17 protein-coding genes are annotated in these 18,230 nt (G+C 69.2%); 13 read left to right on the top strand and 4 right to left on the bottom strand.

From position 1 onward, the window contains the following. The first annotated feature begins 20 nt into the window (after positions 1-20). The 10 genes from AC1IQ6_RS17100 to AC1IQ6_RS17055 all read left to right on the top strand — a co-directional run bounded on the left by AC1IQ6_RS17100 (position 21) and on the right by AC1IQ6_RS17055 (position 8,767). On the top strand, positions 21-911 hold the full coding sequence (locus AC1IQ6_RS17100) for a LysR substrate-binding domain-containing protein (protein WP_485865006.1): 891 nt from the start codon (positions 21-23) through the stop codon (positions 909-911). Further along, a complete protein-coding gene (locus AC1IQ6_RS17095; protein WP_485865005.1) occupies positions 908-1,957 on the top strand; it encodes an AraC family transcriptional regulator in 1,050 nt (349 codons plus the stop codon). The genes AC1IQ6_RS17100 and AC1IQ6_RS17095 overlap by 4 nt, the downstream gene beginning before the upstream one ends. 89 nt (positions 1,958-2,046) lie before the next feature. Beyond that, on the top strand, positions 2,047-3,015 hold the full coding sequence (locus AC1IQ6_RS17090) for a tripartite tricarboxylate transporter substrate binding protein (RefSeq protein WP_102771564.1): 969 nt from the start codon (positions 2,047-2,049) through the stop codon (positions 3,013-3,015). 110 nt (positions 3,016-3,125) lie between these two features. After that, on the top strand, positions 3,126-4,181 hold the full coding sequence (locus tag AC1IQ6_RS17085; protein ID WP_102771563.1) for a beta-keto acid cleavage family enzyme: 1,056 nt from the start codon (positions 3,126-3,128) through the stop codon (positions 4,179-4,181). Between the two features lie 54 nt (positions 4,182-4,235). After that, on the top strand, positions 4,236-5,222 hold the full coding sequence (locus AC1IQ6_RS17080) for a Bug family tripartite tricarboxylate transporter substrate binding protein (RefSeq protein ID WP_485865004.1): 987 nt from the start codon (positions 4,236-4,238) through the stop codon (positions 5,220-5,222). 8 nt (positions 5,223-5,230) lie between these two features. Continuing rightward, on the top strand, positions 5,231-5,689 hold the full coding sequence (locus AC1IQ6_RS17075; protein WP_102771561.1) for a hypothetical protein: 459 nt from the start codon (positions 5,231-5,233) through the stop codon (positions 5,687-5,689). Beyond that, positions 5,686-6,048, top strand: coding sequence for a hypothetical protein (locus tag AC1IQ6_RS17070; RefSeq protein ID WP_485865003.1), 363 nt, complete (start codon positions 5,686-5,688; stop codon positions 6,046-6,048). The genes AC1IQ6_RS17075 and AC1IQ6_RS17070 overlap by 4 nt, the downstream gene beginning before the upstream one ends. A gap of 105 nt (positions 6,049-6,153) precedes the next feature. Next, positions 6,154-7,041 (top strand): LysR family transcriptional regulator, encoded by an 888-nt coding sequence (locus AC1IQ6_RS17065; protein WP_485866577.1) that lies wholly within the window; start codon positions 6,154-6,156, stop codon positions 7,039-7,041. Positions 7,042-7,148: 107 nt separating this feature from the next. Continuing rightward, the gene (locus AC1IQ6_RS17060; protein ID WP_485865002.1) at positions 7,149-7,787 is read left to right on the top strand and encodes a glutathione S-transferase family protein; all 639 of its coding nucleotides are present in this window, start codon (positions 7,149-7,151) and stop codon (positions 7,785-7,787) included. Positions 7,788-7,804: 17 nt separating this feature from the next. After that, the gene (locus tag AC1IQ6_RS17055) at positions 7,805-8,767 is read left to right on the top strand and encodes a pyridoxamine 5'-phosphate oxidase family protein (protein WP_485865001.1); all 963 of its coding nucleotides are present in this window, start codon (positions 7,805-7,807) and stop codon (positions 8,765-8,767) included. Here AC1IQ6_RS17055 and AC1IQ6_RS17050 read toward each other — a convergent pair. After that, positions 8,764-9,213 (bottom strand): winged helix-turn-helix transcriptional regulator, encoded by a 450-nt coding sequence (locus AC1IQ6_RS17050; RefSeq protein ID WP_111825444.1) that lies wholly within the window; start codon positions 9,211-9,213, stop codon positions 8,764-8,766. The two genes, AC1IQ6_RS17055 and AC1IQ6_RS17050, sit on opposite strands and share 4 nt — an antisense overlap. A gap of 91 nt (positions 9,214-9,304) precedes the next feature. Between AC1IQ6_RS17050 and AC1IQ6_RS17045 the strand changes: the two genes are divergently transcribed. Then, on the top strand, positions 9,305-10,528 hold the full coding sequence (locus AC1IQ6_RS17045; RefSeq protein ID WP_485865000.1) for an MFS transporter: 1,224 nt from the start codon (positions 9,305-9,307) through the stop codon (positions 10,526-10,528). Between the two features lie 150 nt (positions 10,529-10,678). On the opposite strand, the gene AC1IQ6_RS17040 is transcribed toward AC1IQ6_RS17045, so the two are convergent. Together AC1IQ6_RS17040 and AC1IQ6_RS17035 are read right to left on the bottom strand one after the other, a co-directional pair. Beyond that, the gene (locus AC1IQ6_RS17040) at positions 10,679-12,445 is read right to left on the bottom strand and encodes an acyl-CoA dehydrogenase (protein ID WP_485864999.1); all 1,767 of its coding nucleotides are present in this window, start codon (positions 12,443-12,445) and stop codon (positions 10,679-10,681) included. A 28-nt stretch (positions 12,446-12,473) separates the two neighbouring features. Further along, a complete protein-coding gene (locus AC1IQ6_RS17035) occupies positions 12,474-14,129 on the bottom strand; it encodes an acyl-CoA synthetase (RefSeq protein WP_102771554.1) in 1,656 nt (551 codons plus the stop codon). Positions 14,130-14,280: 151 nt separating this feature from the next. Between AC1IQ6_RS17035 and AC1IQ6_RS17030 the strand changes: the two genes are divergently transcribed. Then, positions 14,281-14,991 (top strand): Crp/Fnr family transcriptional regulator, encoded by a 711-nt coding sequence (locus tag AC1IQ6_RS17030; protein WP_102771553.1) that lies wholly within the window; start codon positions 14,281-14,283, stop codon positions 14,989-14,991. Here AC1IQ6_RS17030 and AC1IQ6_RS17025 read toward each other — a convergent pair. Beyond that, positions 14,939-15,697: an aspartate/glutamate racemase family protein gene (locus AC1IQ6_RS17025; RefSeq protein ID WP_111825442.1), complete on the bottom strand. Its 759-nt coding sequence runs from the start codon at positions 15,695-15,697 to the stop codon at positions 14,939-14,941. The genes AC1IQ6_RS17030 and AC1IQ6_RS17025 overlap by 53 nt on opposite strands. Positions 15,698-15,915: 218 nt before the next feature. Between AC1IQ6_RS17025 and AC1IQ6_RS17020 the strand changes: the two genes are divergently transcribed. Beyond that, a complete protein-coding gene (locus AC1IQ6_RS17020) occupies positions 15,916-18,201 on the top strand; it encodes a nitric-oxide reductase large subunit (protein WP_102771551.1) in 2,286 nt (761 codons plus the stop codon). Positions 18,202-18,230 lie beyond the last annotated feature (29 nt).

Below are 18,230 nucleotides of genomic sequence, written 5' to 3'. Positions count from 1 at the left end.
TCATCCCGGGCCCGCCATCCATGTTCGCCACGCTACCCGTCACGGCGCTGCGCACCTTCGAGGCCGCCGCCAGGCTGCGCAGTTTCAAGCTGGCCGCGGTCGAGCTTGCCGTCACCGCGACGGCGGTTTCGCACCAGGTCAAGGCGCTGGAACGCCATGTGGGCGTGGCGCTGTTCGAACGCGTGCCGCGCGGGGTGCGCCTGACGGACGCCGGCGGCCGATTGTTCGCGCGCGTGCACGGCGCGCTGCTGGACGTGGCCCAGACGCTGGACGACTTGCGGCCGGCGCCGGCCTCGGGCGCGCTGACGGTATCGACCACGCATTCGTTCGCGGCCTTGTGGCTGGTGCCGCGGCTGGGACGTTTCTACGAGGCCCATCCGCAATATCAGCTGCGCCTGAACGCCAGCGCCGAGCCGGTGGATCTGCTGCAGGACGCCAGCGTGGACGTGGCGGTGCGCTACAGCCGCCGGCAGTATCCGGGCCTGCATGCCGCCTGCACGCTGCAGGAGTGGTTCGGCGTCTATGGCGCGCCGGCCCTGGTGGCGCGGCAGGGCAGGCGCGCGCCGGCGCTGGTGACCGTGCGCTGGCGCGACTCGCTGTTGTACGAACAGGGCTGGCGGGACTGGTGCGAGGCGGCCGGGCTGCCGGCCTGGCGCCGGCCGGCGGCCGAACACGCCTATGACGAGGAACACTATGCGCTGCAGGCCGCCATCGCCGGGCAGGGCCTGGTGCTGGCCAGCTCGGTGATGGTGTCCGACAGCGTGGACGCGGGCACCCTGGTGGCCTGCCGTCCGCAGGTGCGGGTGGCGGGCGCGGCCTATACGGCGCTGTGCGCGCCGGGGCGCGAACGGCATCCGCCGGTCAAGGCGTTCCTGGCGTGGCTGGGCCGGGAATTCGAGGCCCAGGCATGAGACACGCCCCGCAGCTGATGCGCAGCGGCAGCCTCAGCGGCTACGTCGAACTGGTGCAATCGCTGGGCCGCGACCCTTACGCCTTCATGAAGGCGGTGGGCCTGCAGGCGAAGTTCCTGGACGATCGGGAGATGCTGATTTCGCGGGACGCCGTGCGCGAACTGCTGGAGATCACCGCGCGCGCCACGCGCACGGAAGACCTGGCGCTGCGCCTGGCCGCAAGGCGCAAGCTGTCCGCGCTCGGCCCCATCAGCCTGGTGCTCAGGCAAGCGCCCACGCCGCGCGCCGCCATCGACACCCTGTGCCGCTATCTGCGGCTGGTGAACGCCTCGCTGATCATCCGCGTCGAAGACGCGGGCAACGTGATCGTGCTGCGCGAGGATCTGCTGCCCACGCCCGGACTGGCGATGCGCCAGTCGGTAGAGCTGGCCGTGGGCACGCTGTTTCGCATCCTCAGCGAACTGATCGGGCCGCGCTGGCAGCCGCTGGACGTCTGTTTCACGCATCGTCCGCCCAAGGACGTCGCCGCGCATCGCGCCTATTTCCGCCGCGCCGTCAAATTCAACCAGGACTTCAACGGGCTGGTGTGCCTGGCCAGCGACCTGTCCCGCCCGCGCGAGCCGGGAGACCAGGTCGCCGCCGACCTGGCGCGCAAATACCTGGAAGCGGCGCTGACCGATCGCGGCGAGAGCGCCCAGGAGACCTGCCGCCGGGTCATATTGGCGCTGTTGCCCAGCGGCGCGTGCAGCGCGCAGGAAGTGGCGCGCTTCCTGCACGTCGACCGCCGCACGCTGCACCGCCGGCTCGACGCGGAAGGGCTGAGCTTCAGCCGGCTGCTCGACCAGGTGCGCTCGGACCTGGCCAGGCACCATCTGCGCGAGAGCGACCTGCCGCTGGGCGAGGTGGCGGAGCTGCTGGGTTTCGCCCGCGCCAGCAGCTTCAGCCACTGGTTCCGCGGCCTGTTCGGCTGCAGCGCCACCGAGTGGAGCAAGCAGGCCGGGTCCATGTCCCAAAAAAGCAAACTTGTGTCCCAGAAAAGCAAGTGAGCGCGCAGCGTCCGGCAGATACTTATGCCCACAGGACAGGCATTGCGCAGCGCGCATCCGTCCGACATAAGAAAGCACAGGAGACGGACATGAGACTGCAGCGATTTGCACGGCCCGCCGTGGCCTTGATCGGATGGTCGCTGGCGTTCAGCGCCTGGGCGCTGGGCGGCAAGCCCTTGCGGGTCATCGTCCCGGGACAGCCGGGCGGCACGATAGACATCGCCGCCCGCGTGATCGGGCAGCAGATGTCCGCGGACACCGGCCGGCCCGTGGTCATCGAGAACCGTCCCGGCGCGACCGGCTCGATAGGCCTGAGCGCCATGCTGAAGGCCGATCCCGACGGCGACACCATCGCGCTCGGGCCGAACAACATGCTGGTCGAGGCGCCGCAGGTGATGAAGGTGCCTTACGACCCGCTGGGCGATATCGTCACCATCGCCCGGGTGGCGTTCACCAGCTATGCGCTGGTGAGTTCGGCGGACTATCCGGCCAAGGATTTCCCGAGCCTGGTCGAGCACCTGAAGACGCGCAAGGGCAAGTCTTCTTTCGCCAGCTACGGCACGGGCACGGTGTCGCAGTACTCCGGGCTGATCTTCAGCAGCCAGGCCGGGCTGGACATGCAGCACGTGGCCTACCTGGGATCGCCGCAGGCCCTGCAGGACGTGATCGGCGGGCAGGTCGACGTGATGTTCGACGGCATGGTGACGTCCCTGCCGCTGATCAAGAGCGGCCGGCTGCGCGCCTATGCCGTCGCCGGAAAGAATCGGTCCAGGTATTTTCCCGAGGTGCCGACGATGAGCGAGCTGGGCTACCCCGAAATCCAGTTCCAGGGCCAGGTTTGCTTCTACGGTTCCAGCAAGCTGCCGCCCGAGGTGCTGGCCAGGCTCCAGGCCATCGTCAGCAAGGCGGCCAGCGCGCCCACGGTGCAGCAGAAGCTCGGCGACGTGGGCCTGGAGCCCGACGTGAGCACCGATACGGCCGCGCTGCTGGCCGAAAACCGGCAGCTGTTCCAGCGCAACGCCGCCATCGTCAAGAAGTTCGACATCCGGGCGAACTGACCCGCCCGCACCGTTTCCCACGCGACACGGGCGCGCCTGCGCGCGCCGGCACGGCCGCGCACGCCCGGCGCCGCAACCCTTCCATTTCCACCCCAGCGGAGCATCCAGCCATGAATTTCCTAGACGGCCATCTGTATCCCGAAAACCAGCAGCCCCTGATCATCACCGCCGCGCCTTACGCGCCGGGCTGGATTCCTTCGGACTTCCCCGAAGACATTCCGGTCACGATGGAAGAGCAGATCCAGAAGGCGGTGGACTGCTACGAAGCCGGCGCCACCGTGCTGCACCTGCACGTGCGCGAAGCCAACGGCAAGGGCAGCAAGCGCCTGTCCATGTTCAACGAACTGATCGCCGGCGTGCGCGAGGCCGTGCCCGAGATGATCATCCAGGTCGGCGGCTCCATCAGCTTCGCGCCCGAGGAAGGGCAGGCGGCCAAGTGGCTCAGCGACGACACCCGCCACATGCTGGCCGAACTCGATCCCAGGCCCGACCAGGTCACGGTGACCGTCAACACCACGCAGATGAACGTCACCGAGCATGCCGGCGTCGATGACTTCCGGGGCGTTTCGCGCGGCTTTCCGGAGCTGTATTCGACCTACAAGGACATGATCGTGCCTTCCAATCCCAGCTGGGCCGAGGAGCACATCCGGCGCCTGACGGCGGCGGGCATCCAGAGCGAGTTCCAGGTCTACAACATCAACAGCTTCGAGACGATCGAGCGCATGATCCGCCGCGGCGTCTACAAGGGTCCGCTGGTGATGAACTGGGTCGCCATCAGCGGCGGCATGGACCAGGCCAACATCTACAACCTGGCCAACATGCTGCGCGCCGTGCCCGACGGCGCGGTGGTCACGGTGGAGAGCTCGGTGCTGAACGTGCTGCCCATCAACATGATCGGCATCGCGCTGGGCCTGCACGTGCGCTGCGGCATCGAGGACGTGCTGTGGAACCAGACGCGCACGGGCAAGATGAGCTCGGTCGAGCAGATCAGGCAGCTGGTCCGCATCTCCGGCGAATTCGGCCGCCCCATCGCGACCGCGCAGCAGGCGCGCGAGATCATGAAGATCGGCGTGTTCTACGAGACTGCCGACGAGACGCTGCGGGCCAACGGCTTCGCGCCCAACCGCAACGGCGGCAACCAGGGCTTCCTGCGCAAGCCGGACTGAAACCGGGCGGCCGGCCGGTCCGGCCGCGAACCTGAACCACGGGATGGATGAATCATGGCATCGTTGACTCGCAGGCTACTCATACTCGGCGCGACGGCGGCGCTGGCGGCCGGCCTGGTCCGCGCCCAGGGCGCCGGCGAATGGCCCGCGCGGCCGGTCAAGGTAATCGTCCCCGGCGGGCCGGGCGGCGTGCTGGACACGCTGGCGCGCCAGCTCTACGCCCGGCTGCAGGACGCGCTGGGCCAGCCTTTCGTGGTCGAGAACCGGCCCGGCGCGAACGGGCTGATCGGTTCGGCCGCGGTCAAGAACGCGGCGCCGGACGGCTACACGATCCTGCACAGCACGGCCTCGTCCATGGTGATGGCCGAGGCCCTGAATCCCGCCATATCGATCCGGACCTTGCGCGACCTGGAGCCGGTGGCGCTGTCCTCCGTGGGCGGGGTGCTGCTGGTGGTGCATCCGTCGGTGCCGGCCAGGACGCTGCCCGAACTGGTGGCGCTGCTGCGCAGCGATCCCGACAAGTACCCTTCGTACGGAAGCTGGGGCGTGGGCTCGAACGGCCACCTGACGATGGAGTGGCTCAAGCAGCGGGCCGGCCTGCGCATCAATCACGTTCCGTACAAGACTTCGCCTTCCTTGCTCACCAACATCGTGTCGGGCGAGCTGCCGATAGGCTGGGTCGACGTCGTGGCGCCGCTGGGCTTCATCGAGCAGGGCAAGCTGCGGCCCATCGCCCTGACCGGCACGGTGCGCAGCCCCCGGCTGCCCGAGGTGCCGGTGTTGTCCGAGCAGGGCTATCCCTTCACCGCCGCGGGCTGGCAAGGCATTTTCGCGCCCAAGGGCACGCCGCCGGAAATCGTGGAGCGCCTGCACGCCGTCATCAACCGCGAACAGGTGCAGCCGGCGTTCAGGCAGGCGCTGCTGCAGGCCAACGTGCCGCCGGCGCAGGCCGTCAGCCGCGAGGCGTTCGTGCAGACGATAAAGGACGACCTGGCGGCCTGGCGCAAGGTCGTGGTCGACGGCAACATCCAGGCGGATTGAGACAGGCCATGAAGATCGCTTCCCATGCCGAAAAGATCGGCCGCCTGCTGCGGCTGCGCGCCAGGCTCGACCCCCTGGAGGATTTCGAGCTGTGGTACTGGACCGGCCTGACGGCCGGAACCAATATCTGGAACGCCGCGCTGCACGCGGTGGGGCTGACCAGCGAGGACCGTGTTTTCTCGACCATTCCAGGCGTGCACGTGGTGCCGCAGCCCGACGGCGGCTGGCGGCGCGAACTGCGCGGCCCGGGCGACGTCAGCCATGTCGGCTGGCCGGCGATTCCAGGGGAAATGCCCGAGCCCGTGCAGCGCCTGGAAGCCGCGCTGCACGAACTGGAAACCTATCGCGATCCCTGCCTGCGGGGCGACCGCGTTCCGACGCAGGCCATAGTCGATGCCTGCGACGGTGCGCTGTCGGAAGCCATCGCAGTCTATGACGCGCTGGTCCTTCCGGAGGCGCGCAGATGATTCCTGACCATCATCGCGCCAAGGCGCGGCGGATCGAGCGCTCGCTCGCCAAGCTCACCGACGCGGATTGGGAGATCCGCATCGAGGCGGCGATGCTGGCGGCCACGCACTGGGTCAATTACACGCTGCACAGGACTGGCGTCAGCGACGAGTCCGAAGACATGGTGCACGCGTCCATGTGCATGGTGAGCGTGCTGCGCAAGTACCGGCTGGCCGAACCGCTGCTGATCGCGCAGCTCGAAGCGATCGAGGAGCTGCGCCCCTTGCACGTGCGCGGCGACATGGAAGGCGGCGCCGGCGCCGCGGCCAGGGCGCTGAAACTGCTCGACGCGATAGGAACGCGGGCGCGCGCGCTGTGATCCGGCGCCGGATTGACGGGTCCGGGAGCCGCTTCTAATATCGTCCGACATTGCGCGGCGGCCTCGCCGCGACCCTGGCGGCGCACCGTGAACCGATTCCATGAAATGACCGTATTCCTGGCGGTGGCCGAGGCGCAGAGTTTCGCCGCCGCCGCCCGGCGCCTGGAGATGTCGGCGCCCAGCGTCACGCGCAGCGTGGCGGCGCTGGAGCGGCGGCTGGGCGCCTTGCTGCTGGTGCGCACCACGCGCAGCCTGCGCCTGACCGAGGCTGGCCAGCGCTATGCCGCCGACTGCCGCCGCATCCTCGAAGAAGTCGAGCAGGCCGATGACGCCGCGGCCGGCGCCATGGCCGCCCCGCGCGGCGCGCTCAGCATCACCGCGCCGGCCCTGTTCGGCGAGCTGCACGTGATGCCGGCGGTGCTGGGCTATCTGCGTGTGCACCGCGCAGTCTCGGTGCGCACGCTGCTGGTGGACCGCGTGGTCAATCTGCTCGACGAAGGCGTGGACGTGGCGGTGCGCATCGGCGCCTTGCCCGATTCGTCGCTGACCGCCGTGCAGGTGGGGCAGGTGCGCCGCGTGGTGTGCGCCGCGCCCGCGTTCCTGCGCGAACATGGCGCGCCGCGCGATCCGGACGAGCTGCAGCGCTATTGCACCATCACCGCGGCGATGGAAGGGCGCGGGCCGCAATGGCGCTTCCTGCAGGACGGCCAGCCCAGGCGCGTGCGGGTCGATTCGCAGCTGACGGTCACCTCGTTCCAGGCCGCGGTGCTGGCGGCCCGCGAGGGCTGGGGCCTGACGCAGGTGGTGTCCTACCAGGTCGCACGTCACCTGGCCAGCGGCGAACTGGAAGTGGTGCTGCGCGACTTCGAACTGCCGCCCTTGCCGGTGCACGTGGTGTATCCGGAAGGCCGCAAGAGTTCGGCCAAGGTGCGCAGCTTCGTCGATTTCTGCGTCGAGGCCCTGCGCCGCGACCTGGCCGCGCTGCCGGCCTAGCCGCATTCTTTCACCGCCTGCAAGAGTGTCTTGCCGCGGCCGGCCGTTCCCCCGCGGCCGGCGCGGGGCCAAGATGGGCCTGTCTCCAGCCCCATTGAAGAAACCTCATGCAGACCGCCCAGCCTTCCATCCTGACGTTCTACAGCTTTCCGCTGTCCGGCCATGCCCATCGCGTGGCGCTCATGCTGTCCCTGCTCGATGTGCCGCACCGGACGGTCGACGTGGACCTGCGCGGCGGCGAACACAAGCGCCCCGCGTTCCTGGCGCTCAATCCGTTCGGCCAGGTGCCGGTGATCGATGACGGCGGCGTGGTGGTGGCGGACTCCACCGCGATCCTGGTCTACCTGGCCAGGCGCTACGGCGGCCAGGCCTGGCTGCCCGAGGACGCCGCCGGCGCGGCCGCGGTGCAGCGCTGGCTGTCGGTGGCTTCCGGGCCGCTGGCCGCCGGTCCCGCCGCAGCGCGCCTGGTGACGCTGTTCGGTGCGCCCTACGACGTGGACAGCACGCTGGCGCGCGCCCATGCCTTGCTGGCGGTCATGGACCGCGAGCTGGCCGGCCGCGACTTTCTGGCCGGCGCGACGCCCTCGATCGCGGACGTCGCCTGCTATGCCTATGTGGCGCATGCGCCCGAGGGCAATGTGTCGCTGGACGGCTATGCGGCGCTGCGGGCCTGGCTGCGCCGCATCGAAGGCCTGCCGCGCTTCGTGCCCATGGCTTGCTCGCCGGTGGGCCTGCTGGCCGCGTGATGGCAGGGAGCGCAATCATGTCCATCGCTTCGACGCCTGCCGCAACGCCGTCGCCCTGGCATGCCGGCGAAACCCTGCTGCAACGCCACGCCGGCGTGGCCGAACGCATGCAGCAGACCGGGCCCAAGGTCATCCGCGACTACATGCCGGACCAGCATCGCGAATTCTTCGCGCAGCTGCCGTTCCTGGTGGCCGGCGCGGTGGACGGGCAGGGCGATCCCTGGGCCGGCGTGCTGGAGGGGCCGCCCGGCTTCGCGGTTTCGCCCGATCCGCGCGTGCTGCGCGTCTGCGCCACGCCCGACGCCGACGATCCGCTGCTGGCCGGCCTGGGACCGGACCGGCCGGTGGGCGTGCTGGGCATCGAGCTGCACACGCGCCGGCGCAACCGGGTCAACGGCCGCATTTCGGCCTGGGACGGCAAGCGTTTCGAGATCGCGGTGGCGCAGTCCTTCGGCAACTGTCCCAAGTACATACAGGCCCGCGATTTCCATTTCTCGCGTTCGCCGGCGCTGCGTTTCGCCGGCGCGCCGCGCGAGCGCGACGGGCTGGACGCCGCCGCCCGCGCGCTGATCGCGCGGTCCGACACCCTGTTCGTGGCCAGCTACGCCGACGCCGGCGAGCGCGCCGTGGACGTGTCGCACCGCGGCGGCAAGCCGGGCTTCGTGCGGGTGGAGGGCAATGTGCTGACCATTCCGGATTTCTCGGGCAACCGCTACTTCAACACCTTGGGCAACATGGTGCTGAACCCGCGCGCCGGGCTGCTGTTCATCGACTTCGAGCGCGGCGACGTGCTGCAGCTGGCCGGGCGTGCGGAAGTGATCCTGGACAGCCCCGAGATCGCGCGGTTCGAGGGCGCCGAACGGCTGTGGCGGGTGCACGCGCGCCGCGTGGCGTTCCGTCCGGGCGCGCTGGCGCTGCGCTGGCGTTTCGAGGCCTATTCGCCGGCCTCTCTGGCGACCGGGCAGTGGGCCGGATCCTAGGGGTCCGTCTTCTGCACCACGGTGTCTTCCGGGCCGACCGGGCGGCCGTCCTGCGCGCGCACTTCCAGCCGGCGCACGGGCTGGCCGCGCTTGCGGTCGATCAGCAGCGAGTGGGGCTCGGCGGGGCCGTAATAGTGGTCTTCGCCCCATTGGCGCAGGCCGACGATCACCGGGAACAGCGCACGGCCCTTTTCCGTGAGCACGTATTCCTGGTAGGCGCTGCCGTCGGAGGCGGGGGCCGCGGCCAGGATGCCGTGCGCGGTCAGCGTGCGCAGGCGGTCGCTGAGGATGTTCTTGGCCACGCCCAGGCTTTTCTGGAATTCGCCGAAGCGGCGCAGCCCGTCGAAGGCGTCGCGCACGATCAATAGCGACCACCAGTCGCCGATGGCGTCCAGGGAGCGCGCCACCGGGCAGGCGGCGCCTTCGAAACTCGTGCGTTTGACCATGCCGATTCCTCGCGCAGGAAAAATAATGGTTGCATTATAAAACCTTGAATCCTAGTATTTTGGTTTTGTAATGAAACCAAAAGGAATCGCCATGTCCGACGACTCTCCCATGCCGCGTTCGCTGGTGCTGCTGCTTGCGGTGGCCTGCGCCCTGAGCGTGGCCAACGTGTATTACGCGCAGCCGCTGCTGGACGCCATCGGCCGCGAGTTCGGCCTGTCCGAGGCGGCGGTGGGCGTGGTGGTGACGGCCACGCAGCTGGGCTGCGCGCTGGCGCTGCTGTTCGTGGTGCCGCTGGGCGACCTGCTGGACCGCCGTCGCCTGATGATCGGCCAGCTCGGGCTGCTGGTGCTGGCGCTGGCGGCCGTGGCGGTCGCGCCCGCCGCGCCCTGGCTGCTGGCCGGCATGGTCGCGCTGGGCCTGCTGGGCACGGCGATGACGCAGGGCCTGCTGGCGCTGTCGGCGGCGCTGGCCGCGCCGGGCGAACGCGGCCGCGTGGTCGGGGCCGCGCAGGGCGGCGTGGTGACCGGGCTGTTGCTGGCCCGGGTGCTGGCCGGCGTGGTGGCCGACGCCTGGGGCTGGCGCGCGGTGTACCTGGTGTCGGCCGCGCTGGCGGCGGCGCTTGCGGTGGTGCTGGCCTATCGCCTGCCGCGCCGCCGCCTGCCCACGGTGGACCTGGGCTACTGGGCGCTGCTGCGTTCGCTCTACGACTTGCTCGCGTCAGAGCGCGTGCTGCGCGTGCGCGGCACGATCGCGATGCTGATGTTCGCCGCCTTCAGCGCGTTCTGGACCGCGCTGGTGCTGCCCTTGAGCGCGCCGCCCCATTCGCTGACGCATACGGCGGTGGGCGCCTTCGGGCTGGTGGGCGCGGTCGGCGTGCTGATGGCCGCCGGCGCCGGCCGGCTGGCCGATCGCGGGCTGGGCGAGCGCACCACGGCGGCGGGCCTGGCGCTGTTGTGCCTGTCGTGGGCGCCGATCGCATTGCTGGAACACAGCCTGTGGCTGCTGGCGCTGGGCGTGCTGGTCCTGGACGTGGCCTTGCAGGCGCTGCACGTCACCAACCAGGCCATGATTTTCGGCATCAGCGCCCAGGCGCACAGCCGCCTGGTGGGCGGCTACATGATGTTCTACGCCGCCGGCAGCGGCCTGGGCTCGATCGCCTCGACCGCGGTATACGCGCAGGCCGGATGGCCGGGCGTCTGCGCGCTGGGCGCGGCGATCAGCCTGGCGGCGCTGGCGTTCTGGGCGCTGACGCTGCCGCGCCGCGCAAAGGCGCGGGATGTGAGGTGTGATGTGGGTGATGTGTATGATGCGTGATGCGGGTAGGATGGGTGCAGCGCGAGAATCCTTGAAGAAGAACGCGGACACCCAGCGCGCGAAACCCATCAGGCGGCGATAGCCGCCGTTTTTCGCGGCAAGCAAACGCCGGCTATCGCACGCTCGAGCGGCAGGCCATACACACCCCAATCAAGGCATCGCGTAATCCTTCGACCCCAGCACCACCGCCGCCAGCCCCGGCGCCTGGCTCAGCTTGTGCAGCGCATAGCATTGCGCGGTGGCGATCTTGGCGTCGTGGAACGCCGGGTCTTCGTCGCGGTGCGCCAGGCTGGCGAGCAGGGCGCGCGCCATCTGCCAGCCGGCCAGGGTGGTGCCGGCCAGCAGCAGGTAGGGCACGGCGGCGCCGAACACCGCGTTGGGATGGCTGGCGGCGTTGGCCAGCACGAAATCGACGGCGTCGGACAGCGCCGCGCTGGCCCGGCGCAGGGGCGCGAGCATGCGGGCCGCGGCGGGATCGCCGCTGGCTTCCAGCGCCGCTTCGGTCTGGCGGACTTCGGCCAGCAGGGCGCGGGCGACGGCGCCGCCGTCGCGCAGGGTCTTGCGGCCCACCAGGTCGTTGGCCTGGATCGCGGTGGTGCCTTCGTAGATGGTGAGGATGCGGGCGTCGCGGTAGTACTGCGCGGCGCCGGTTTCCTCGATGAAGCCCATGCCGCCATGCACCTGCACGCCGAGGCTGGCCACGTCGATCGACATCTCGGTGCACCAGCCCTTGACGATGGGAACCAGGAATTCCTGGACCGCCAGGTGGCGCTTGCGCGCTTCGGCGTCGGGGCTGGCGTGGGCCAGGTCGGCATGGCCGGCGGTGACGTAGGCCAGCGCGCGGCCGGCCTCGGTCAGCGCGCGCATGGTGCCCAGCATGCGGCGCACGTCGGGGTGCTGGATGATGGGCACGGCCTCGCGCGAGGAGCCGTCCACCGGCCGGCTCTGCACGCGTTCGGCGGCATAGGCCAGCGCATGCTGGTAGGCGCGGTCGGCGACGGCGATGCCCTGCACGCCGACGGCGTAGCGGGCGGCGTTCATCATGATGAACATGGCGTCCAGGCCGCGGTTTTCCTGGCCCACCAGATAGCCCACCGCGCCGCCGGCGTCGCCGAACTGCAGGGTCGCGGTGGGGCTGGCCTTGATGCCCAGCTTGTGCTCGATCGACACGCATTGCACGTCGTTGCGCGCGCCCAGCGTGCCGTCCTCGTTGACCAGGAACTTGGGCACCAGGAAAAGCGAAATGCCCTTGACCCCTTCGGGCGCGTCGGGCAGGCGGGCCAGCACCAGGTGCACGATGTTCTCGGCGAGATCATGTTCGCCATAGGTGATGAAGATCTTGGTGCCGGAAATCCGGTAGGTGCCGTCGTCCGCGGGCTGCGCGCGAGAGCGGATCATGGCCAGGTCGGAGCCGGCCTGCGGCTCGGTCAGGTTCATGGTCCCGGTCCAGCGGCCTTCGATCATGGGGCCGATGTAGCGCTCGCGCAGCTCGGGCGAGCCGGCGGTCAGCAGCGCCTCGATCGCGCCGTTGGTCAGCAGCGGGCACAGCGCGAAAGACAGGTTGGCGGCGTTGAGCATCTCGGAGCAGGGCGAGCCCAGCAGCCCCGGCAGGCCCTGGCCGCCGTACTCGACCGGATGGGTCATGCCCTGCCAGCCGGCTTCGGCGTACTGGCGGAAGGCCTGCTTGAAGCCGGGCGAGGTGGTCACCGCGCCATCGCGCCAGGCGCTGGGCTCGCGGTCGGCCGGCTGGTTCAGCGGCGCCAGCACGTCGCCGGCGTAGCGCGCGGATTCCTCCAGCACGGCCTGCACGGTGTCGGGCGTGGCTTCCTCGAAGCCGGGCAGGGCGGCCACCTGGGGCAGGCCGGCCAGGCGGTTCAGCACGAACAGCATGTCTTTCACGGGGGCTTGGTACGTCATTGCGTTGGCGCTCCTGGATGGGGTGTGGTCAGGCCGTCTTGCCCGGGGCGGCCAGGTCGATGGCCGAGGTCGCGCCCACGGCGGCGCGCAGTTCGAACTTCTGGATCTTGCCGGTGGAGGTCTTGGGCAGTTCGCCGAAGCGCACCGCGCGCGGGACCTTGAAGCCCGGCAGCAGGCTTCTGCAATGCGCGATGATTTCCTCGGCGGTGGCGCTGCAGCCGGGCTTGAGCTCGATGAAGGCGCACGGGGTTTCGCCCCACTTGGGATCGGGCATGGCCACCACCGCGGCCGCCGCCACCGCGGGATGGCGGTAGAGCGCGTCCTCGACTTCGATGCTGGAGATGTTCTCGCCGCCCGAGATGATGATGTCCTTGCTGCGGTCCTTGATGCGGACGTAGCCGTCGGCCGTCATCACGCCGAGGTCGCCGGTGTGGAACCAGCCGCCGGCGAACGCGGCGTCGGTGGCGCGCTCGTTCTTCAGGTAGCCCTTCATGCAGATGTTGCCGCGGAACATGACTTCGCCCACGGTCTGCTCGTCGGGCGGCACCGGTTCCATGGTTTCCGGGTCGCGCACCGACACGCCGGCCTGCAGGTGGTAGCGCACGCCCTGGCGGGCGGTGAGCAGCGCGCGCTGCTCGTCTTCCAGCGCGTCCCAGGCGTCCTGGCGCGCGCACACGGCCGCCGGGCCGTAGACCTCGGTCAGGCCGTAGACGTGGGTCAGCTCGAAACCGATGTCGCGCATCTTGGCGATGACGGCCGGCGCCGGCGCCGCGCCGGCGACCATGGTGCGCACGGTGTGCCGGATGCCCGCCCGCATTTCGGCCGGCGCGTTGGCCAGCGCGCTTTGCACGATGGGCGCGCCGCAGTAATGGGTCACGCCTTCGTCGCGGATCAGGTCGAACACCATCTTGGGGTCGACCTTGCGCAGACAGACGTTGACGCCCGCGCGCGCGGCCACCGTCCACGGGAAACACCAGCCGTTGCAATGGAACATGGGCAGGGTCCACAGATAGACCGGATGCTTGGGCATGTCCCATTCGAGGATGTTGCTGACCGCGTTGAGATAGGCGCCGCGGTAGTGGTAGACCACGCCCTTGGGATCGCCGGTGGTGCCGGACGTGTAGTTCAGCGCGATGGCGTCCCATTCGTCGGCCGGCGGCTGCCAGTCGTAGCGCGCCGGCGCGGCGGCCAGGAAGTCTTCGTAGTCGATCGCGCCGGGCAGGGCGGCGGGCGCGCTCTCCAGGTCGTGCACCGAAATCAGTTTCAGGTGGGGATACTCGGCCACGGCGCGGCGCGCGACCTCGGCGTATTCCGTGTCCACGATCAGCGCCCGGGCCTCGCCGTGGCCCAGCATGAACAGCACGCTGGGAATGTCCAGCCGCGTGTTCAGGGTGTTGAGCACCGCGCCCAGCATGGGCACGCCGAAGTGGGCCTCGACCATGGCGGGGATGTTGGGCAGCATGACCGCGACCGTATCGCCGCGCCGCACGCCGGCCTGCTCCAGCGCGCCGGCCAGGCGCTGCGCGCGCTCGTAGGTCTGGGCCCAGTTGCGCCGCACCTTGCCGTGGACCACGGCCAGGCGCTGCCCATACACTTCGGCGGCGCGGGCGATGAAATCCACCGGCGTCAGGGGCGTGTAATTGGCCTCGCGGCGCGCGAGGCCGTGCTCGTACATGCTGCTCATGCTTGTCTCCTGTCGGATGCGGAAGGCACCCGGATATTCTTTGCGCGGAGGGCGTTTGTTCCGCGTCGCTTGCTAGAGCTTATCGGCGGCCGGAAAATGCAGTCTGTCACCTGCATGACAGACCCATCCCGAGTTTTACACGGATCTTCCCATGTCCGACGTTTCAAACATCGTTTCCGCCGAAGAACCGGCGCCGTTGTTCGCCGCCTGCGCCTGGTTCGGCGCGCTGCAGGCCGAACACCAGGAGCTGGTCCTGGCGAGCTCGCGCGCCGAGCGCGTGGACGCCGGCGCCTGGATCGCGCGGCGCAACGCGCCCTCGGATTACTGGCTGGGCGTGCATACGGGCCTGCTCAAACTGGCCATCTACAACGAGTCGGGGCGCAGCTGTACGTTTTCGGGCGTGCCGCCGGGCGGCTGGTTCGGCGAGGGCAGCGTGATCAAGCGCGAATTGCGCAAGTACGACGTGGTGGCCATCCAGCCCTCGCTGGTGCTGCTGGTGCCGGCGGCGACCTTCCATGCGCTGCTGGCGGCCAGCCTGCCGTTTTCGCATTTCGTCATCGGCCAGCTGAACGACCGCATGGGCGAATTCATCGCCTCCATCCAGAACCACCGCCTGCTGGACGCGGACGCGCGGGTGGCGCAGTCGCTGGCGCAGTTGTTCAATCCGCGGCTGTATCCGTCCACCGACCTGACCCTGGCGATTTCGCAGGAGGAGCTGGGCTATCTCACCGGCCTGTCGCGCCAGCGGGTCAACCAGGCGCTGCAGGCCCTGGCCGACCAGGACATGCTGGCGCTGGCCTACAACCAGATCAAGGTGCTGGACCTGGAGCGCCTGCGCCAGTACGGGCTGGAGCAGATCTGAGCGCGCGGGCCAGCGCGGCGCGCGCCAGGATGCGGGTGGAGTCCAGCGTGGGCAGCGCGCAATTGGCGTCGTCCAGCACCAGCGGCAGTTCGGTGCAGCCCAGCACCACGGCGTCGCAGCCGGCCGCGCGCAGGCGCTCGACCACGGCTTGCAGCCGCGCCACCGATTCGGGCTTGAAGACGCCGTACACCAGTTCGTCCATGATGATGCGGCCCACCAGCGCGCGGTCCTGCGGTTCGGGGCGCAGCCATTGCAGCCCGCGTTCGGCCAGCTTGTCCGGGTAGACCTCGCTGTCGGCCAGCCAGCGCGTGCCCAGGATGCCGAGGCGGCGGTGGCCGCGCGCCTGCGCCTGGGCGGCGACTTCCGCGGCGATGTGCAGCCAGGGCAGCGGCGAGCGCGCCAATATCGGGTCCAGCGCCTGGTGGATGGTGTTGTCCGGGCAGATCAGGAAATCGGCGCCGGCGCGCGCCAGCTTGTGCGCCGAGGACAGCATCAGCGCGCCCACGCCGTCCAGGTCGCCGCGGTCCAGGCAGGCCACGTAGTCGGCCAGCGAATGCGTATGCAGCGAGATCTCGGGGTGCGCGTGCGGACCCAGGCGCTGCGCGCCTTCGGCGCACAGCGTGCGATAGCACAGCGCCGCGCCTTCGGCCGAGCAGGCCACGATGCCAATATGCAAGGGGGCGGGGTTGTCGCTTGCGGTCACCATGCGGTCGGCTCCTTGTAGAGGGACGGGAAGAGGCTGCGCCATCGTAAATGGCGCAGAAGGGTAGAAATGACCTTTAAGGAGTTATTTATACCCTTATGTGTCACGGTAAAAAAAACCTGATAAATCACAATCCATTGATTTAAAGGGAAATTTTTCTGGCACGGAATTCGCATATAGGAGCGTACCCAAAAACCGCAACACTGGAGGGCGTTCCCATCATGGGTCCGTATCGGAAATTATGGTTCACGCTGATCGCCGTGCTGACGATCACATTCGCACTGCTGGGTTTCTATGGCGGCGAAGTCTACCGAAAGGCGCCGCCGATCCCCGGCCAGGTGGTGTCGGCCGACGGCACCCGCCTGTTCGGCCGTGACGACATCCTGGACGGCCAGACCGCCTGGCAATCGATCGGCGGCATGCAGCTGGGATCGATCTGGGGGCACGGCGCCTATCAGGCGCCCGACTGGACGGCCGACTGGCTGCACCGCGAACTGACGGCCTGGCTGGACCTGGCCGCGCGCGACGCGCACGGCAAGGACTACGCGCAGTTGTCCACGCCCGAGCAGGCCGCGCTGCGCGAGGCCCTGAAGGCCGAATACCGCGGCAACGGCACCGACGCCGCGACCGACACGCTCACGGTCAGTCCGCGCCGCGCGCGGGCGATGGCGCAGACGGCGGCCTACTACGACCTGCTGTTCTCCGACGCGCCGTCGCAGCATCGCACCCGCGAAAGCTACGCCATGAAGGAAAACACCCTGCCCGATCCGGCGCGGCGCGCGCAGCTCACGCAGTTCTTCTTCTGGACCGCGTGGGCCGCGGCGACCGAGCGCCCGGGCCAGGACGTCACCTACACCAACAACTGGCCGCACGAGCCGCTGATCGGCAACACGCCCAGCACCGAGAACATTGTCTGGTCCATCGTCAGCGTGGTGGTGCTGCTGGCCGGCATCGGCCTGCTGGTGTGGGCCTGGGCCTTCCTGCGCGGCGAGGAAGAGCCGGAACCCGAGGCGCCCGCCAAGGATCCGTTGACCAGCTTCGCGCTCACGCCCTCGCAGCGGGCGCTGGGCAAGTACGTGTTCCTGGTCGCGGCGCTGTTCGGGTTCCAGGTGCTTCTGGGCGGCTTCACCGCGCACTACACCGTCGAAGGGCAGAAGTTCTACGGCGTCGACCTGTCGCAGTGGTTCCCATACTCGCTGGTGCGCACCTGGCACATCCAGAGCGCGCTGTTCTGGATCGCCAGCGGCTTCCTGGCGGCCGGCCTGTTCCTGGCGCCGGTGATCAACGGCGGGCGCGATCCCAAGTACCAGAAGCTGGGCGTCGACATCCTGTTCTGGGCGCTGGTGGTCGTGGTGGTCGGTTCGTACATCGGCAATTACCTGGCGATCGCCCAGATCATGCCGCCGAACCTGAACTTCTGGCTGGGCCATCAGGGCTATGAGTACGTGGACCTTGGCCGCCTGTGGCAGATCGGCAAGTACGTGGGCCTGTGCTTCTGGCTGGTGCTGATGCTGCGCGGCATCGTGCCGGCGCTGCGCACCAAGGGCACCGACAAGAACCTGCTGGCGCTGCTGACCGCGTCGACGGGCGCCATCGGCCTGTTCTACGGCGCCGGCTTCTTCTACGGCGAGCGCACCCACCTGACGATCATGGAATACTGGCGCTGGTGGATCGTGCACCTGTGGGTCGAGGGCTTCTTCGAAGTCTTCGCCACCACCGCGCTGGCCTTCATCTTCTCGACCATGGGCCTGGTGTCGCGCCGCATGGCCACCACCGCCAGCCTGGCCTCGGCCTCGCTGTTCATGCTGGGCGGCGTGCCAGGCACCTTCCACCACCTGTATTTCGCCGGCGCCACCACGCCGGTGATGGCGGTGGGCGCGAGCTTCTCGGCGCTGGAAGTGGTGCCGCTGATCGTGCTGGGCCACGAGGCCTGGGAAAACTGGCGCCTGAAGTCGCGCGCGCCGTGGATGAACAACCTGAAGTGGCCGCTGATGTGCTTTGTCGCGGTGGCCTTCTGGAACATGCTGGGCGCGGGCGTATTCGGCTTCATGATCAACCCGCCGGTGTCGCTGTTCTACATCCAGGGCCTGAACACCACGCCGGTCCACGCGCACGCCGCGCTGTTCGGGGTGTACGGCTTCCTGGCGCTGGGCTTCACGCTCATGGTGCTGCGCTACATCCGTCCGCACTACACGCTCAACCCCGGCCTGATGAAGCTGGCGTTCTGGGGGCTGAACATCGGCCTGGCGCTGATGATCTTCACCAGCCTGCTGCCGATCGGACTGATCCAGTTCCAGGCCAGCGTGAGCGAGGGCATGTGGTACGCGCGCAGCGAAGCCTTCATGCAGCAGGAGATCCTGCAGAACCTGCGCTGGGGCCGCACCTTCGGCGACGTGGTGTTCCTGCTGGGCGCGCTGGCGATGGTGGTGCAGGTCATCCTGGGCCTGCTCAGCGGCCGCGCCGTGCCCAACGAGCCGCGGCTGCAGGCCCGTCCGGCCCGCGGCTGATCCCGGTTCGCCGCCCTCATTGCGCCAGC

The sequence above is a fragment of the Achromobacter sp. MUI-25009338 genome (genome assembly GCF_057359325.1).
The sequence above is the reverse complement of the archived record's forward strand: the minus strand, read 5'-3'. Positions and strand labels throughout refer to the sequence as shown.

Coding starts and splice junctions, on each gene's coding strand:
- AC1IQ6_RS17100 (WP_485865006.1), top strand. CDS start 21: ATGTTCGCCACGCTACCCGTCACGGCGCTGCGCACCTTCGAGGCCGCC.
- AC1IQ6_RS17095 (WP_485865005.1), top strand. CDS start 908: ATGAGACACGCCCCGCAGCTGATGCGCAGCGGCAGCCTCAGCGGCTAC.
- AC1IQ6_RS17090 (WP_102771564.1), top strand. CDS start 2,047: ATGAGACTGCAGCGATTTGCACGGCCCGCCGTGGCCTTGATCGGATGG.
- AC1IQ6_RS17085 (WP_102771563.1), top strand. CDS start 3,126: ATGAATTTCCTAGACGGCCATCTGTATCCCGAAAACCAGCAGCCCCTG.
- AC1IQ6_RS17080 (WP_485865004.1), top strand. CDS start 4,236: ATGGCATCGTTGACTCGCAGGCTACTCATACTCGGCGCGACGGCGGCG.
- AC1IQ6_RS17075 (WP_102771561.1), top strand. CDS start 5,231: ATGAAGATCGCTTCCCATGCCGAAAAGATCGGCCGCCTGCTGCGGCTG.
- AC1IQ6_RS17070 (WP_485865003.1), top strand. CDS start 5,686: ATGATTCCTGACCATCATCGCGCCAAGGCGCGGCGGATCGAGCGCTCG.
- AC1IQ6_RS17065 (WP_485866577.1), top strand. CDS start 6,154: ATGACCGTATTCCTGGCGGTGGCCGAGGCGCAGAGTTTCGCCGCCGCC.
- AC1IQ6_RS17060 (WP_485865002.1), top strand. CDS start 7,149: ATGCAGACCGCCCAGCCTTCCATCCTGACGTTCTACAGCTTTCCGCTG.
- AC1IQ6_RS17055 (WP_485865001.1), top strand. CDS start 7,805: ATGTCCATCGCTTCGACGCCTGCCGCAACGCCGTCGCCCTGGCATGCC.
- AC1IQ6_RS17050 (WP_111825444.1), bottom strand. CDS start 9,213: ATGGTCAAACGCACGAGTTTCGAAGGCGCCGCCTGCCCGGTGGCGCGC.
- AC1IQ6_RS17045 (WP_485865000.1), top strand. CDS start 9,305: ATGTCCGACGACTCTCCCATGCCGCGTTCGCTGGTGCTGCTGCTTGCG.
- AC1IQ6_RS17040 (WP_485864999.1), bottom strand. CDS start 12,445: ATGACGTACCAAGCCCCCGTGAAAGACATGCTGTTCGTGCTGAACCGC.
- AC1IQ6_RS17035 (WP_102771554.1), bottom strand. CDS start 14,129: ATGAGCAGCATGTACGAGCACGGCCTCGCGCGCCGCGAGGCCAATTAC.
- AC1IQ6_RS17030 (WP_102771553.1), top strand. CDS start 14,281: ATGTCCGACGTTTCAAACATCGTTTCCGCCGAAGAACCGGCGCCGTTG.
- AC1IQ6_RS17025 (WP_111825442.1), bottom strand. CDS start 15,697: ATGGTGACCGCAAGCGACAACCCCGCCCCCTTGCATATTGGCATCGTG.
- AC1IQ6_RS17020 (WP_102771551.1), top strand. CDS start 15,916: ATGGGTCCGTATCGGAAATTATGGTTCACGCTGATCGCCGTGCTGACG.